The sequence below is a fragment of the Novipirellula caenicola genome, from assembly GCF_039545035.1.
Taxonomy (GTDB): Bacteria; Planctomycetota; Planctomycetia; order Pirellulales; family Pirellulaceae; genus Novipirellula; species Novipirellula caenicola.
The window spans coordinates 326,092-340,804 of the sequence record NZ_BAABRO010000001.1 but is presented as its reverse complement, the minus strand read 5'-3'; the positions used below and the strand labels follow the sequence as shown (position 1 = coordinate 340,804).

General features: G+C 57.3%; 10 protein-coding genes. 5 read left to right on the top strand and 5 right to left on the bottom strand.

Going from position 1 to position 14,713, the window contains the following annotated elements:
• Positions 1-531: 531 nt before the first annotated feature.
• The 4 genes from ABEA92_RS01245 to ABEA92_RS01230 all read right to left on the bottom strand — a co-directional run bounded on the left by ABEA92_RS01245 (position 532) and on the right by ABEA92_RS01230 (position 4,838).
• Positions 532-1,158, bottom strand: a complete 627-nt coding sequence (locus ABEA92_RS01245) for an ABC transporter ATP-binding protein (protein ID WP_345681937.1) — start codon at positions 1,156-1,158, stop codon at positions 532-534.
• A gap of 14 nt (positions 1,159-1,172) precedes the next feature.
• A complete protein-coding gene (locus ABEA92_RS01240; RefSeq protein WP_345681936.1) occupies positions 1,173-2,021 on the bottom strand; it encodes an ABC transporter permease in 849 nt (282 codons plus the stop codon).
• Between the two features lie 115 nt (positions 2,022-2,136).
• The gene (locus tag ABEA92_RS01235; RefSeq protein WP_345681934.1) at positions 2,137-2,862 is read right to left on the bottom strand and encodes a YggS family pyridoxal phosphate-dependent enzyme; all 726 of its coding nucleotides are present in this window, start codon (positions 2,860-2,862) and stop codon (positions 2,137-2,139) included.
• Positions 2,859-4,838 (bottom strand): hypothetical protein, encoded by a 1,980-nt coding sequence (locus tag ABEA92_RS01230; RefSeq protein ID WP_345681933.1) that lies wholly within the window; start codon positions 4,836-4,838, stop codon positions 2,859-2,861. The genes ABEA92_RS01235 and ABEA92_RS01230 overlap by 4 nt, the downstream gene beginning before the upstream one ends.
• Before the next feature lie 114 nt (positions 4,839-4,952).
• On the opposite strand from ABEA92_RS01230, the gene ABEA92_RS01225 reads away from it, so the two are divergent.
• A complete protein-coding gene (locus ABEA92_RS01225; RefSeq protein WP_345681932.1) occupies positions 4,953-6,146 on the top strand; it encodes a YdjY domain-containing protein in 1,194 nt (397 codons plus the stop codon).
• A gap of 1,115 nt (positions 6,147-7,261) precedes the next feature.
• Here the strand turns inward: ABEA92_RS01225 and ABEA92_RS01220 are convergent.
• Positions 7,262-8,179 (bottom strand): TIM barrel protein, encoded by a 918-nt coding sequence (locus ABEA92_RS01220; protein WP_345681931.1) that lies wholly within the window; start codon positions 8,177-8,179, stop codon positions 7,262-7,264.
• Between the two features lie 257 nt (positions 8,180-8,436).
• On the opposite strand from ABEA92_RS01220, the gene ABEA92_RS01215 reads away from it, so the two are divergent.
• From ABEA92_RS01215 to ABEA92_RS01200, 4 genes are all read left to right on the top strand, one after another.
• Positions 8,437-9,402 carry an MBL fold metallo-hydrolase gene (locus ABEA92_RS01215; protein WP_345681930.1) on the top strand — a complete coding sequence of 322 codons (966 nt, stop codon included), beginning with the start codon at positions 8,437-8,439 and terminating at the stop codon, positions 9,400-9,402.
• An 868-nt stretch (positions 9,403-10,270) separates the two neighbouring features.
• Complete coding sequence (locus ABEA92_RS01210; protein WP_345681929.1) at positions 10,271-10,600, top strand: DUF485 domain-containing protein; 330 nt, start codon at positions 10,271-10,273, stop codon at positions 10,598-10,600.
• Positions 10,597-12,543 carry a sodium/solute symporter gene (locus tag ABEA92_RS01205; protein WP_345681927.1) on the top strand — a complete coding sequence of 649 codons (1,947 nt, stop codon included), beginning with the start codon at positions 10,597-10,599 and terminating at the stop codon, positions 12,541-12,543. Before ABEA92_RS01210 ends, ABEA92_RS01205 begins: the two co-directional genes overlap by 4 nt.
• Before the next feature lie 310 nt (positions 12,544-12,853).
• The gene (locus ABEA92_RS01200) at positions 12,854-14,029 is read left to right on the top strand and encodes an SGNH/GDSL hydrolase family protein (protein WP_345681926.1); all 1,176 of its coding nucleotides are present in this window, start codon (positions 12,854-12,856) and stop codon (positions 14,027-14,029) included.
• Positions 14,030-14,713 lie beyond the last annotated feature (684 nt).

The following is a 14,713-nucleotide window of genomic DNA, read 5'->3' as shown; positions in this document are numbered from 1 at the left end:
ACTTGGCGCGAGTGTGGGAAAAACATTGAACAGGAGGAAAGGGAGGTAACAGAGAAAGAGGTGATTTGTGACTCTGTTTCCTCTGTTTGCTCCTGTTCGAATTGTGCGAGCAATCGGCCTATTTGGTCTACGAGAGAGAACACCTGCTGTGATGCGGAGTTGTGATTAAATGGGGGCGGCTGAGAGGGGTTGACGGTTGTTTTGAGGCGGGATCTTTAGCAAGATCCACTACGGAGGGTGGGGTGAGCCGGACTGGATGCGGAATTGATACGCGGTGCGAGTGAGCTGGAGACAGGCCCTCACCCGGACGAGGCCTCGACGGCCCGTCCGACCTCTCCCATGCTGCGCTCGGGAGAGGTGGCACGATGGAGAATACGTGACTTGTAACTCTGTTGCCTCTGTTTGCTCTTGTTCGAATAAGACCGAGCAATCGGCCTTTTGGTCTACGAGAGAGAACACCTGCCGTGATGCGGAGTTGTAATTGAATGGGGGCGGTTGAGAGGGGTTGGCGGTGGTTTTGGGGCGGGATCTTTAGCAAGATCCACTACGGAACTCGCCGTTGACTAGCGTGAAGTGGCGGTCGGCTAGGGCGGCGGCTTCTTCGCGGTCGTGCGTGACGTGTAGCGTGGTGACGCCGGTCGTCGCTTTGACTTGCCGTAACAACTCGCTCATCTCGCTCCTTGTCTCTTTATCCAGTGCACTGAGTGGTTCATCCAATAGCAAGATCGAAGGCTGGAAAGATAACGCTCGGCCTAGTGCGACCCGTTGCCGCTCACCGCCGCTGAGCCCCGCAATCGATCGATCAACCAGGGGACCGAGTCCGAGCAGCTCGGCTAGCTCCGTCGTGCGCCGTGCAACCTCTGCCGCCGACCGTTTTCGCAACCGCAATGCGAATGCTAAATGTTCCCCAACCGTAAACGTCGGGAATAACACTTGGTCTTGCGGCACATAGCCGACTTGTCGATCGCCGGGTAGCCAATCGGTGATGTCGACACCGTCCAGCCGGATCGTGCCTTGGGTGACCGCTCGCAATCCACAGATCGCTTCAAGGATCGTCGTTTTGCCGCTGCCGGTCCGCCCCATCAGCACTGCATACTCACCGCTGGCAAGCGTGAATGATAGATCCGACAAAACAAAGTCGCCGGAGCGGAGGCTCACATCGGAGAACTCGATCACTGGGCGCCTCGCGTGTTCAGCAGTCTCAGAAATAACAAAACCAACACGGCGATCGCGACCATCAACAGCGAAACCGCGACGGCAGCATCCAACTCGCCGGCACTGATTTCCAGGTAAACCGTCGTCGATAGAACTTCGGTTTGCATCCGAGTCGCACTGGCGAACACCAATATCGGGCCGAACTCGCCGATCGCCCGAGCCCATGCGATGGTCATCGCCGCGATCAGCCCTCGCCACGCTTGCGGCAACGCGACTTGCCAAAACGCCTGACCGCGTGTGCATCCGAGCGTGCGGGCAACGTCTTCGCTGCGAGGGTCGATTTGGTCGAACGTGACTCGCATTGTGCGAATGGCGAACGCGCACGCGATCGTGAACTGGGCCAACACCACGGCGGGCCAGTGGTAGGTGATGGGCAACCCGATTTGATCTCGGAACAATCGCTCTAAATCCCAGCCATAGATCGGGGTGTGAAATAGGATCAGCAAACTGAGTCCTAGCACCAGCGGCGGCAAGACCATCGGGATATCGACTAACGTGTCGATCAAAACGCGGCCGGGAAACTTGTAGCGTGACAGTAAAAATCCCAGTGGCGTGCCGACCCAAACCGACGCGATCGCGGCGACCGTGCAGGTCAGCAGCGTCAATCGAATCGCCGCTTGGATCTCGGGTTTGCGAAGTGCCGAAGTGAATTCGGACCAGGAGGTAAAGCAAACGTCCGCGGCGATCAGCAAGAGGATCAGAACGACGAAGATGCCCGAGATGGCTGACATCACCCAAAAAAACACTGCGTCGCTGCGTCGGCGACGCACGTCAGGAGTGAGCGTTGGGGCCGGCGGTTGATTCATGTGCCGTTTGTTTGATGCACGATGTGGGGGAGCGAGACAGGGAGACAGGGAGACAGGGAGACAGGAGTGAGGAGTGAGGAGTGAGGAGTGAGGAGTGAGGAGTGAGGAGTGAGGCTTAGGGGGTTGGCAGGAAGCCTTCGAAGAGGCGGGAGCCGATGCGGACCATGGTGGCGCCTTCGGCGATCGCGGCGGCGAAATCGCCGCTCATCCCCATCGATAACTCGGGTAACGCGACGCCGGTCTGCTGCTGTAATTCGTCTCTTAGTTGCCGTGTCGCTGCAAATTGTTGGCGGGCAGCGTCCGCGTCGGTGCCCCAACCCGCCATCGCCATCAAACCAACGATCTCAACCTCACCCGACTCGGACGAACCAAGGTGCGACTCGATCATCGGTCGCAGTTCCTGTGGCTTCAGCCCCGTCTTCGCCTCCTCGCCACTGATATTCACCTCCAATAAAACTTTGGTCGGAATCTGCTGCGCGGCCGCTTCTTCGACAATCGCGGTCAGCAATCGAGGACTGTCGACTGAATGGATCATTGGACGAAACGGCAGCGATCGACGAAGCTTGTTCCGCTGCAAATGACCAATCAAGTGCCACTGTACGTCGTCGGGAAAAGCGACTTCTTCATTTTTCTTCCAAAGCACTTGCGGGCGGTTTTCACCAAGCACTCGGCAGCCTGCGTTGACAAGCGCCAATGTGGTTTCGGCATCAACGTATTTGGTAACGCCGATGATGGTGACCGAGTCGTCTGGGCGATTTGCTGCGGTCACGGCAGCTTGCACGTCCTGCTGGACCGCTCGCCAGTTCTCGGCCAATCGAGTTTGCGAGTCCGAATCCATCATGATGCCGCCGCTTCATTCGCGTCGTCCGTCTCGTCAGCGTCGTCCACGGTGACCAATTCGTCGTAGACCCCTTCGCCAGGATCAAATTTCGCAGCAAAGAAATCGGCAATCAAATGTTTGCCTAAAACGGTTCGGCAGCGACGATCGCCGAGGGATCGATAGATCAACCACTGCTCCGAACCAACTTGCACCCGGAACCCCGCCGTTTCGTGTGGTCGGCAGGGACGGCGTTCGTCGGCGACGGTCAATTGACGCCACGTACGTTTGCGTTTGAAACGTCGTCGCTGCAGGTCAAACCATAACGGCACATACATCGCACCGTTTCCTTCGGCGGTCCAAACCAAATGGTCATCTTCGCTGGCGGACAATTTTGTTGTGGTTGGCCCGATCCGCCATTCCGATGCCGACAATGGCATCACGATGGCAGCACGCTGGCCGGCACACAGGTAGACTTCGCGAGTTTCTTTCTCGAGTTCGGGTGAGACACCGGAGGCGATGGGGATACGTGATGAGTAGCGGATTTTTTGTGAATTTGCATCGGGGGCTTGCCGGTTTTTCGGCAGCACTCCGTCGGCGAGCATCAGACTGCGGTCCGAGCGAATCAGCATCAGTTGCCGCTGCAAGACGACGTCGCCGGTCCAGTCCTGCTCGATCTCGATGTAGTGCACCTCGTCATCGGTGTACTCGCACACCAATTCCCAACCGCCGGCCGCCGCTTGTTGTGTCCCGTTGATTTCGATCGACGTTTGCACTTGCCCATCGACGATTTGGGTGCGACCGGCAAAGATTTCCAGCCGGTTGTGTTCACCGGCATAATGCAGGTGCGTCCGACCACGACGCACATCCCATTCGGGCAGCATCACGGCAAGCTTGGCTGCGTCGTTGTGCAAGAAGGATTCAGGCAAGCAGACTTCCCAGGCCAATCGTCCCCCGGTGTGTCCGAGTCCCAACGCGGCTTCGGTCGCCGGACGCAACGTTTCGGGATCAAACGCAATCGCGTGCTCGAGCAGTCCCGTTTTGCCAAGATCGTCTTTCACTTCGGTGCGACCAAGGGGACTAAAGGCCGATGTGCCGTGATGAGTGGTCAGCGCGGCTACCCAGGTTGCGACTTGATCACCCACGGCATGCCACGATTTTTGAAACTTCTTCTTTGTGGTCGCTTTTAACAGCGTTTGACATCGCAGGATGGAACCGAGCATCAAGCGGGCGACGTTTGCATTGGCAAGTGTATTGGGGATCGCGTCTTCTTCGTGGTCACACCATTGTGCCAGCGATTCGATCGCCGATTTCTGAGCCCGTTTGCACGAGGGAAGGTCGGCGAGTCGCCACGCGAGGGTCAACCCGAGTTCGGCACCGACCATCAAGTGAGCGGGCGAATCCGGCGTATGGGATTGCAATACCAGCTCGCGAAACCGTTGCAGCGAGCCAAGCAGTTCCCACCACAATGCCGGTTCGAGTTGTTGGCTGAGCATCGGCATCGCGGCGGCCCAGATCACGGCGTCGTGGCATGACAATGCGGACATGTCGCCGTGGTCCAATTGAGCGATCATTTCGGTGGTCGCGGACACCAAATCCAATGGCCGAGTCGAACGTCGTCGCATTGGTTTGTGGTCGCACGCTAGTTGGCTAACCGCCATTCGCACTGGATCGATTGCACTGCCCGACGCGGTTGCAACGCCCCAGCGATAGACCGTCCCGCCGATCGCTGGTTTGCCAAACACACCCTTGGCCGACGATTGCTGAGCGTGCGACTGAAGCTTCTTGCGGAGTCGTTTCCAGTTTTCATCGTCGATCGGCTGGGACGTCACCTGATCGCGAATCGTCGCAGGATCCGGTTGGGCCACCACCGCGGCGTCGTTTGTGGTCGATGGGCGAGTCGACTTCTTTGACTTCGTATTCACAGGGGGGGCTGGCCGACCATTGGAGGGTACGGGGGTGGGCGAGGCGTTTTCGGCCTCCGTGGTTCTGGTCGACATGGGCTATAATGCGATTGCTGAAAAGTATCGTTTTTGGAGTCAGGTTGACTGACGTATAACTTACTCATTCAACCCAACGACGCTAGCACTTCCTTCCCACTCGATCGACACTCTATGACCTATTTTGCCAAGACTTCGCCGACGGTCACCCTGGTTACCGCTCTCGCACTTGCCGCGATAGTTGGCTGCGGCCGCGAATCGGCGACCTCCGACAGCGCGAAGCCTACGGTGCCAGCGGCCGAGCCGACTGCGGATGTACAGACGGTGCCCCCTCAGAATGCGGAAAATCAGGGGAATGTCGATGGGGCGACAGGACAGTTGACCGGCGACACGACGGAGGAGCGTGCGTCAGTTGCCGCTCTCGGCCGCGAGGCAGCGATGGCGGACAAGGTCGAATCGACCGCGTCTAAAGCGTCTGATGAGCCACGTCCGTTGCCGACGGCCGAGGAAAAAGCAAAAGATGAAGATTTGGTTAAGGGCGCGGCTGCGGACAAGCCAATGGCCGATCGCGAGGATTATGCAGGAGATGCCGAGGACAGTTCCGAGGATCCGGAGCCGCCGATGGAGGAACCGGAGCCGCAAATGTCACCCGCTGAATTCTTGAGCAAACAGTTTGCGCCTCCGCCGGGGGCCAAACGATTGAGTCAGGAATCGCTGCTGTGGGTCGATCGTGAATTGAGCCGTGTTTACATCGATGGTTACGTCGCAATCGATCGCGGGGCGCTGGAGATGTTCGCGTGTCCGGTTGGAAGTAAAGAGCACGAGTCGATTGTGGCCGTGGTAGCGAAATCAAGTGAGGTGCATGCGGCTTTATTGGTCGTTGGTGCCAAGACGGGAACGACGGCAATGTTCACGCCGAATTTTGTGCCGCCGACGGGCCAGGCGATCCGGGTCTGGGTCAGCTGGCGTGACAAGCAGGGCAAGTATCATGTCGAAGACGCGCGGCGCTGGGTGCAAGACACCGAGACGAAGAAATCGGTTGAGGCGGATTGGGTGTTCGCCGGTAGCGGGTTTTATAAAGACGAAGAGGATGGCCGCGAATATTACCGTGCCGATGGGGGCGATATGATCTGCGTTTCCAACTTCAGTACGGCAATGATGGATTTGTCGTTGGCCAGTAGCGCCGATGCCGATTCGTTGTTGTTCCGCCCGTTCGAAGGCCGAGTGCCCGAGCGTGGGACGCCAGTACGATTGATCTTGGTGCCGATCCCTGTGCCGACTGACGGTCCGCCGCCTGAGTTGACGCCGGAGCAGGATCCAAACGTAAAACCGAAGGAGACCGTGTTGCCGGTGAGGGAGGGGGAGTGAGGAGTGAGGAGTGAGGAGTGAGGAGTGAGGAGTGAGGAGTGAGGAGTGAGGAGTGAGGAGTGAGGAGTGAGGAGTGAGGAGACACGGAGACACGGAGACACGGAGAGAGGGAGAGAGGATGATTGTCGGCCAGCTTTCCAAGCTGGAACCGGGGGGAGCTGGAGGTTGCGTCTTGCTTGAACGTGAATTTGGTTTTGTGTTGACCGTTAATCGCGAGGGACGCTGACGGCTTGGAAAGCCGTGCGACAATTGAGGTCCCGTAGCGAAACTCGCCAAGAGTTTCGTTTGCCATCTTCGTGAGGCCCCATCGTCGGCCAGCTTTCCAAGCTGGAACCGGGGGGAGCTGGAGGTTGCGTCTTGCTTGAACGTGAATTTGGTTTTGTGTTGACCGTAAATCGCGTGGCACGCTGACGGCTTGGAAAGCCGTGCGACAATTGGTGTCCCGTAGCGAAACTCGCCGAGAGTTTCGTTTTCCACGTTCGTGAGGCCCCATTGTCGGCCAGCTTTCCAAGCTGGAACCGGGGGAGCTGGAGGTTGCGTCTTGCCTGAGCGTGGCTTCGGTGTTGTTAGGACCGTAAATCGCGAGGCACGCTTACGGCTTGGAAAGCCGTGCGACAATTGGTGTCCCGTAGCGAAACTCGCCAAGAGTTTCGTTTGGCATCCTCGTGAGACGCCATTGTCGGCCAGCTTTCCAAGCTGGAGCCGGGGGAGCTGGAGGTTGCGTCTTGCCTGAGCGTGGCTTCGGTGTTGTTAGGACCGTAAATCGCGAGGCACGCTTACGGCTTGGAAAGCCGTGCGACGATTGACTTGCGAAATCGACGAACGAAAAAAAGGCCGGTCACACTAGGGTGTGATCGGCCTTTTTTGTTTGGTCGTAGCGGAAGTCGTCGAGACTTTCGTGTTGTGTGCCTGACGACTCTGCAACACTCTCGCGTGAGCTTCGCTACTTAGCACCGGCGGGGTTTGCGCCAGCGACGTGCAAGTTTGGCGTCACCAGCCCTCCCCAAAAATCTCGCTGGAAGGCTCGATTTTCGACCCTCCCGACGCAAGGCTGGGAGGGGCAATCGTGTGCTTGCAGCCGCTTAACTTGCACGCTGCATCTACCCGGTGGCAACTTAAGTTGCGGGGGTTGGCTCGTAGGGGACGTCTTCGATCAGGTCCATTGGCAATGGAGCGACGTGGACGCCGGCGTCACGCGAGATCGAATCGATCGCTTCTTGTGCCTTTTGCACGGTGTTCTCGCGTGTTTGACCTTTGTAACGCGACGACGATGCGGTCGGCGAAACGGGGCCCTTGTACTCAGCTGCCTTCAAGTGGCTGATCACGCTGACGTGAGCCAGTGCGCCTTCTTTTTCAGGCAACACGCGGTCGGTGGTCTTGGCGGTTTCCGCGGTTGCGTCGCTGGCGACCGAACCCAAGCGAACAGCCACGATCTTTTCGGCGTCCAAGCCGGTCAGTTGAGCCAGCGTGCCTTTGCCGACAACCCAATCAAAGGTGTCAATGATGTAGCCAATGTTGGCTGCAGGAATGCTGCTGATCAACGCGATGAAGCCTTCGACGTCGCGAACGAATTCGAACTGCTTGCCTTCGGCCAATTCTTTGCCGGCCGAGAAGGAGACGCCCAAACGAATTTCGCGAGGAGCGAGGACTTCGGCGATTTGGTTCAAACGAGCGCGTTGCGTTTCAAAGTACTCGGGGTAGGGCAAACGGTCGGTCGCGGCGGGAAGACGCAAGTAGGCTCGTTTGACCTTCAATTCTTTGGCGATTTCCGCCATCGGGTGCAGCGTTGCGACTTGAGCGGTGAAGGTGTCGTCGTCGGCGTCTAGGTTGACGCCCAGATCGAAGCCGCCGATTTTGATGTCGGTTGCACGAAGGTACTTGGTCGCGTCTTCCAAACTGGTGCGCTGCGAGCGACGGAGCATGTCAGCCATGTCGACATCCATGCCGCGGAACCCGTAGGTCAACGCCAATTCGATCAATTCACTTTGACGGCCGTTGATTCCAAGTAACCAAGGTGAAAAATTCTTGAACATTCAGTTCTTCCTGCTTTTTGATGACGTTAAACGTGATTGGCTCAATAGTGGAGCTGACAAAAATGGAGCCGACAGCGTTTGCCACGGGCCTCTGGGCGAGGCACCAAACATGTGTAGGAAGGCCCGAGGCGATCGCCTGCGGCTCACGAAAACACATCGATTTTTATCAGCCAAGCCCAAGAGTATCGCAGAAACAGCCCTCTGCAGCCAAGGGGCTTATTGACAGCTTTCCAAATCGCTGAGAAGTTCCTTAGGTTATGGTCAATCCTTCGTCCTCGCCGCCCCCGAATTCTGCTGGTTCGGGCCACAATTCGTCCACCGAGACGCGGTCTCGACAAGCTTTGGACCCGCAGTCGCTCGACCAAGAAGCTTCGTCTAGCCAGGCGGAAGTCGTCTTTCTGGGGACGGGAACCAGTGTCGGAGTGCCCGCGCTGGGATGCGAGTGCGCGGTGTGCCAGAGCGATAATCCCCGCAATAACCGGACTCGATGCGCGATCACGATCCGATTGCCCGAGTCGATCGCGTTTAGTGACCCCGAGTTTGATCACCAAACGCCGCATCATGCATCGCGGACGATTTTGATCGACACGCCACCCGATTTGCGGACTCAGCTGCTACGCGAAAAAATTCCGCTGGTGCATGCTGTGTTGTTCACTCACGAGCATGCCGATCACCTATTCGGGCTGGACGACCTGCGTTTGTTTCCATTTCGACTTGGTTACCCAGTTCCTCTGTATTGCCAAAGTCACGTCGAGCAGCGGATTCGGCATTCGTTTGACTATGCGTTTTCCAAACGTGAGCCGACGCACCCTGGCGCGGTCCCGCAGCTTTGTTTTCGCAGTATCGACGAAGATCCGTTTGATGTGTTTGGGGTTCCGATCACACCGATTCCGATGACTCACGGACCGCATTTCAACGTGTTGGGGTTCCGGATTGGCGATTTTGCTTATTGCACCGATACCAACGGGATTCCCGATTCGTCGGTCGAGCGACTTCGCGGGGTCAAGACGTTTGTGGTCGGGGCGCTGCGGCATGCGATCCATCCGACGCACTTCAATTTGAGCGAAGCGATCGAGATGGCGGGTCGCGTGGGAGCCGATCAGACCTATTTCACGCATATCTCTCACGATCTCGAGCATGAGCAGACCGACCGCGAGCTGCCCGATGGCATCTCACTAGCGTACGACGGCCTACGAATCAAAATCGGCCTGACTGTGGGATAGGCTTCCTAGCCTGTCGTCATCCTCCATTGCGAGAATTCCGTAGCGAAACATCCGTAGCGAAACTCGCCAAGAGTTTCGGAGGGCATCGGATTTGAGGCGGCTTCAAAGACCAGAGGCCGACACACTGACATACTCGCTGTGTCGGCCTCCGGCCTGAAGACCAGCCTGTCATCAACCTCCGCAGCGAAACTCGCGAAAGGCTTGTTGATTTTGGCCAAAAGCAAAACGCAGCCGTGAGTCGTAGGCCGTAAGGCAGCCGTGAGCCGTGGGTTGTGAAGCACCGAGTAGCGCGTGGGACCCGGCCGCTGACGCGTCGCGGCTCAGTAGATCATCAAGCCGCGAAGAGTTTCGGGGGGGCAGGCTGCGTTGCCGCTGGATCAATCGCCATCGCAACCCGACGCGTGAGTTTTGAAGTTGCACTTTTGTAATTAGAGGCAAAGCCCCGGACGTTTACCTAGTCCAGCCCAACGGGCTGGGACCAAGAAAACCAATGAATTGTAGGGCCAACGGTCCGGCCGTTTGCTGGGACTTAATGAGGGCGGCTAGGTAAATTGCTGGGCCTTTGGCCCGAAGAACATCGAAACGTGCAACATCAACCTGACGCGTCGGGTTGTGTTATTTCGAACTCACAGGCGGTTTGGCTGGGCGCGGCTCACGCGATTCCTTTCGCGACGAATCTGTTTCCTGATGGTGGGGGGCATGGGATGGAAAAATCCTAATTGTTGGCAACGCTTGCCAAGTTTGTGTTTCTGATGTCCCCCTTGGAGCGAGAACTTGGTTAATATGGGGCCCGACATCGTTCTTGCGAGTCCCTCGCTGCCCCCCTTTCCCACTCTCCTGCTTTTTCTTTCCTCACGCTCATTCACTTATGCCCACACCACTGCCCAAAGCGGACGTGCCCACGGCGGCGCGTCAATACAACTCACGACTTGGCATCGTGCTGTTTGCCATCTACTTGGTTTTGTATGCCGGTTTCGTTTTTATTAACGCGTTTGACGCCGAGCAGATGGAAACGATTGTCGTGGCGGGATTGAACTTGGCGATCGTCTACGGTTTCGGCTTGATCATCGCCGCCATCGTGATGGCGCTGCTGTATGGAGTGATGTGTCGCAACGAGCCGATCGATGGGACGCCGGTCGCCGGATCACCGGCAAGTGACGCAGACAACCACGACGACAGCGAAGGAGCGTCACGATGATTTACGAACCTTCATGGATCGCAGTATTTGTCTTTTTGGCGTTTGTGGTCGTCACCGTCGGGCTCAGTTTTTTCCTTGGCCGCAAAGCGATTTCGAGCGAGGGGTACTTTGCCGCTCACGGACAAATTCCTTGGGCTGTCAACGGAGTGGCTTTCGCAGGCGACTATTTGTCAGCCGCTTCGTTCTTGGGAATTTGCGGGATGATCGCGGCCTATGGCTACGACGGATTCCTGTATTCGATCGGTTATTTGGCGGGTTGGATTGTGGCGTTGTTTGTCATCGCCGAACCGATGAAACGACTTGGTCGGTTTACCTTTGCCGACGCACTAGACGCCCAATTCAATTCGCGAGGCATTAAGCTTGCCGCAGGGATCAGCACCTTGGCGGTCAGTATTTTTTATCTGATTCCTCAAATGGTCGGTGCTGGTTCCTTGATCCAACCGCTCCTTGGTTTTCCTCATTGGGTCGGCGTCGTCTTGGTCGGGATGGTCGTGATCGTGATCGTCGTGACCGCTGGGATGGTATCGACCACCTGGGTACAGTTTTTGAAAGGCTCGCTGCTCGTTTTCTTCAGTGCCATTTTGGTGGTGATGTTGTTTGCTCGCGGGTTCGTCGAGTCGGATGGCGGATTGAAATCGATCGGGCCGATTGCGTCATCGAGTCTATCGCAGACGCAGATCGACGGTCGCGATGTGATTTCGCCGACGGGGCAATGGGCTGAACATCCCGAGTTTATCCGGTTGGCCGATAGCGAAGGCGGCTACGAAATCTATCACGTCCAGCCGATGGATTCGGACGCGGCGATGGGCGTGACCGATCCCGTGATGTTGCAGCAAGCTCAGGAATTGACCACTGCAGCGGACGGATCGCGAACCGTCGATGGCATGCCGTTTGGTTCGGGCGAAGGCGAGCGTCAGTTACAACCCGTTGGGCACATTTCCAAGTTGCCGTCGGGGTACACGTCGGGGGAATCGGTCGGACCGATCTCGTTTTTCACGACGATGTCCAACAGCGAAATCGTGCTCTGGGGCAGCGAAGTGATTCGGCACGACGATGGCAGCACGAGCAAGGTGTTTTACCAAAAGCCGACCGAGGGAACGCATGTGCTGCGTCCGGGGGAACATCCTAAATTTGCCGGAATCCGCGGCGGAAAGCCAACGGACCGCATCAATTTCTTGTCGTTGATGTTGGCATTGTTTTGCGGTACCGCCTCGCTGCCACACATTTTGATTCGCTATTACACGGTCAAGGACGGCGCGGCGGCTCGCAAGAGTACGATTGTGGGGATCACCAGTATCGGATTCTTCTACGTGTTGACGCTTTACCTCGGACTTGGCGCGATGACCAGCAACTCGCTGGATCTGACCGATACCAACATGGCCGCTCCGCTGTTGGCTCGTAGCATGAGCCAGTGGTTGTTTGCGATCATCTCGGCGATCGCGTTCACCACGGTACTGGGGACCGTCAGTGGTTTGATTTTGGCCAGCAGCGGCGCGGTGGCTCACGATTTGATCGGTGGCGTGATGGGAATCGAGTTGACGGGGAATGCCCAAGTGCGAGTCGCCAAGTTGGCTGCCGTGGTCGTCGGCGCGATTGCAATCCTGCTAGGCATCGCCTTCAAAGAAATGAACGTCAGTTACCTCGTCGGCTGGGCGTTCAGTGTCGCGGCGAGTGCGAATTTGCCGGCGTTGGTGATGTTGTTGTTTTGGAAGCGGACGACCAAAGAAGGCGTGATCGCCAGCGTGATTGTAGGGATGGTCAGCTCGTTGGGCTGGATTTTGTTGTCGGCCGACACCTACGAGAAGGTTTACGGTTGGAACGGAGCGGACGCGATCGCGCCGTTCACTCAGCCGGGAATCGTCACCATTCCGCTGGCGTTCGTGACGCTGATCATCGTGTCGCTGATGACCAAGCGAGCGGAACCAGATACATCGGTTGCATGATCCCGCATTCGTCCGTAGTGAAACTCGCCAAGAGTTTCGGCGACAATATGCGTGGGCCATGACGCCTGCGTGGGTGTCTGGCCCCAAAAATCACAACCCGGCGCGTCAGCGAGGGAAACTCGTTCATGACACGGTCCCTCGCTAACTCGACGGGTTAGGATTTGCTTAGGAAAATGACAATAGCGTAACTTCAAAACTGACGCGACGGGTTAGGATGGCTGTGCCGGGCATTCTCTTGCTGGCCCGCGGCACCAATCCACCATATTTTGTTTCTCACTCCACTCGAAGCTACGACAAGATGAAACAACGGATGACTGATTTTCGCTCTTTGATCTGGGTTGCCATGTCGTTCATCGCCACCAGTGGATTCGCAGCTGATCACGTGGCGTTTCGTGGCGACTTCCAGAACGCTCGGATCAAGTTCACGCAGTCGAAGACGGGGAATGTGGCATTCATCGGTGGTTCGATCACCGAAATGAATGGGTATCGGCCGATGGTGTGCGAAGTGCTGCAGCGACGATTTCCTGAGACGCAATTCAACTTCATCAACGCCGGGATTTCATCGACCTGCTCGACCACCGGAGCGTTTCGGCTGCAGTCGGATGTGCTGAACCGCGGTGACATCGATTTGCTATTTATCGAGTTTGCCGTCAACGATGATCAGGACGCACATCACTCGACCGCCGCCTGCATTCGCGGGATGGAAGGGATCGTGCGACAGGCCCGGATCGCCAATCCGAATATCGATTTGGTGATCACGTTTTTCGTCAACGAATCGATGTTGGCGACGTTGCAAAAGGGCGGGAAACCGCTGACGATTGCAGCGCATACCAAGGTGGCCGAGCATTACGATGTGTCGACGATCGGATTAGCCAATGAAGTAGCCAAACGCATCACCGACGGCACGTTGACTTGGAAACAGTACGGTGGCGTGCATCCCGCACCGGCGGGAAACCGGATCGCCGCACAAATGATCGACGAATTGATGAACCAGGCATGGGACAAACCGTTGGCGAATGACGCAGCGATCAAACCTCATCCGCTACCCGAGTCGCCGTTGGATCCGCACAGTTACTGGCGTGGGCGATTTATCGATCCAGCCACGGCGGAAATTCAAAGCGGATGGACGGTTTCGGTTCCCGATTGGTCGTCGTTACCGGGCAGCACTCGCGAGCGTTTTCGAGCGATACCGATGTTATGTGGCGAACATGCGGGCGACACGGTGTCGCTAGCGTTTGACGGCAACGCGATCGGGGCCTACGTCGTCGCTGGACCCGATGCAGGGATGATCGAAGCCAGTGTCGATGGCGGTCCGTTCGAAGTGGTGGATTTGTATCACCAGCACAGCAAAGGACTTCATTATCCCCGGACCGTGATGTTCGCATCGGACTTGAAGGATGGCGAGCATGAGGTCACGCTTAGGATCGCGGAGAAAACTCGTAGCAGCGGCAATGCGGCTCGGATCATTCAGTTTGTTGCAAACTGAGGAATCAAAATCGCGGGCTAGCCGCTAGATCGAGCGTAGCGGAAGCCGTCAAGACTTTCGTCGTTTTCCTTAACGATCCGAGACCTGCCGAATTTGCCAAAACGCAGTTTAGGGAGAGGTGGCAGAGCTTTCAGCGATGCTCGGGTGAGGGGGTGTGTTTCAGGCTTGTCGCATTGGACATCCTATCGATTTCGGCTCGCTGCGTTTTTCTTGCTCGGTCGGCCCTCACCCGGACGAGGCCTTAAGGGCCCGTCCGACCTCTCCCACGCTCCGCGCGGGAGAGGTGACTTGTGAGCCGCTGGCTTTTCCAAAACGCAGGAGGCTGCTGATTTCGCAGCATTGATTACAGGCCGGAGGCCGACACACCTTCTGCCGGTGGCGTGAGCCACCGGATTGCGGAGTTGCGAAAACTTAGGCCAGAGGGCGATACGTTCTGCCGTCAGTGGGGCGGCCTCCGGCCTTACGGCGACAGGTCGCCCTCCAAACCGTTGGCTCACGCCAACGGCAGATCATGTTTCGGCCTCCGGCCTATTCGCTTGCTGCGATTTTCTTGCTCGGTCGGCCCTCACCCGGACGAGGCCTTGAGGGCCCGTCCGACCTCTCCCACGCTTCGCGCGGGAGAGGTGACTTGCGGGATGCTGGCTTTTCCACGCTGCGGGCGGGAGAGAGGTGGCTTGGAGAGAA

Coding starts and splice junctions, on each gene's coding strand:
- ABEA92_RS01235 (WP_345681934.1), bottom strand. CDS start 2,862: ATGATGGATTCGGACTCGCAAACTCGATTGGCCGAGAACTGGCGAGCG.
- ABEA92_RS01240 (WP_345681936.1), bottom strand. CDS start 2,021: ATGAATCAACCGCCGGCCCCAACGCTCACTCCTGACGTGCGTCGCCGA.
- ABEA92_RS01225 (WP_345681932.1), top strand. CDS start 4,953: ATGACCTATTTTGCCAAGACTTCGCCGACGGTCACCCTGGTTACCGCT.
- ABEA92_RS01205 (WP_345681927.1), top strand. CDS start 10,597: ATGATTTACGAACCTTCATGGATCGCAGTATTTGTCTTTTTGGCGTTT.
- ABEA92_RS01230 (WP_345681933.1), bottom strand. CDS start 4,838: ATGTCGACCAGAACCACGGAGGCCGAAAACGCCTCGCCCACCCCCGTA.
- ABEA92_RS01215 (WP_345681930.1), top strand. CDS start 8,437: ATGGTCAATCCTTCGTCCTCGCCGCCCCCGAATTCTGCTGGTTCGGGC.
- ABEA92_RS01200 (WP_345681926.1), top strand. CDS start 12,854: ATGACTGATTTTCGCTCTTTGATCTGGGTTGCCATGTCGTTCATCGCC.
- ABEA92_RS01210 (WP_345681929.1), top strand. CDS start 10,271: ATGCCCACACCACTGCCCAAAGCGGACGTGCCCACGGCGGCGCGTCAA.
- ABEA92_RS01220 (WP_345681931.1), bottom strand. CDS start 8,179: ATGTTCAAGAATTTTTCACCTTGGTTACTTGGAATCAACGGCCGTCAA.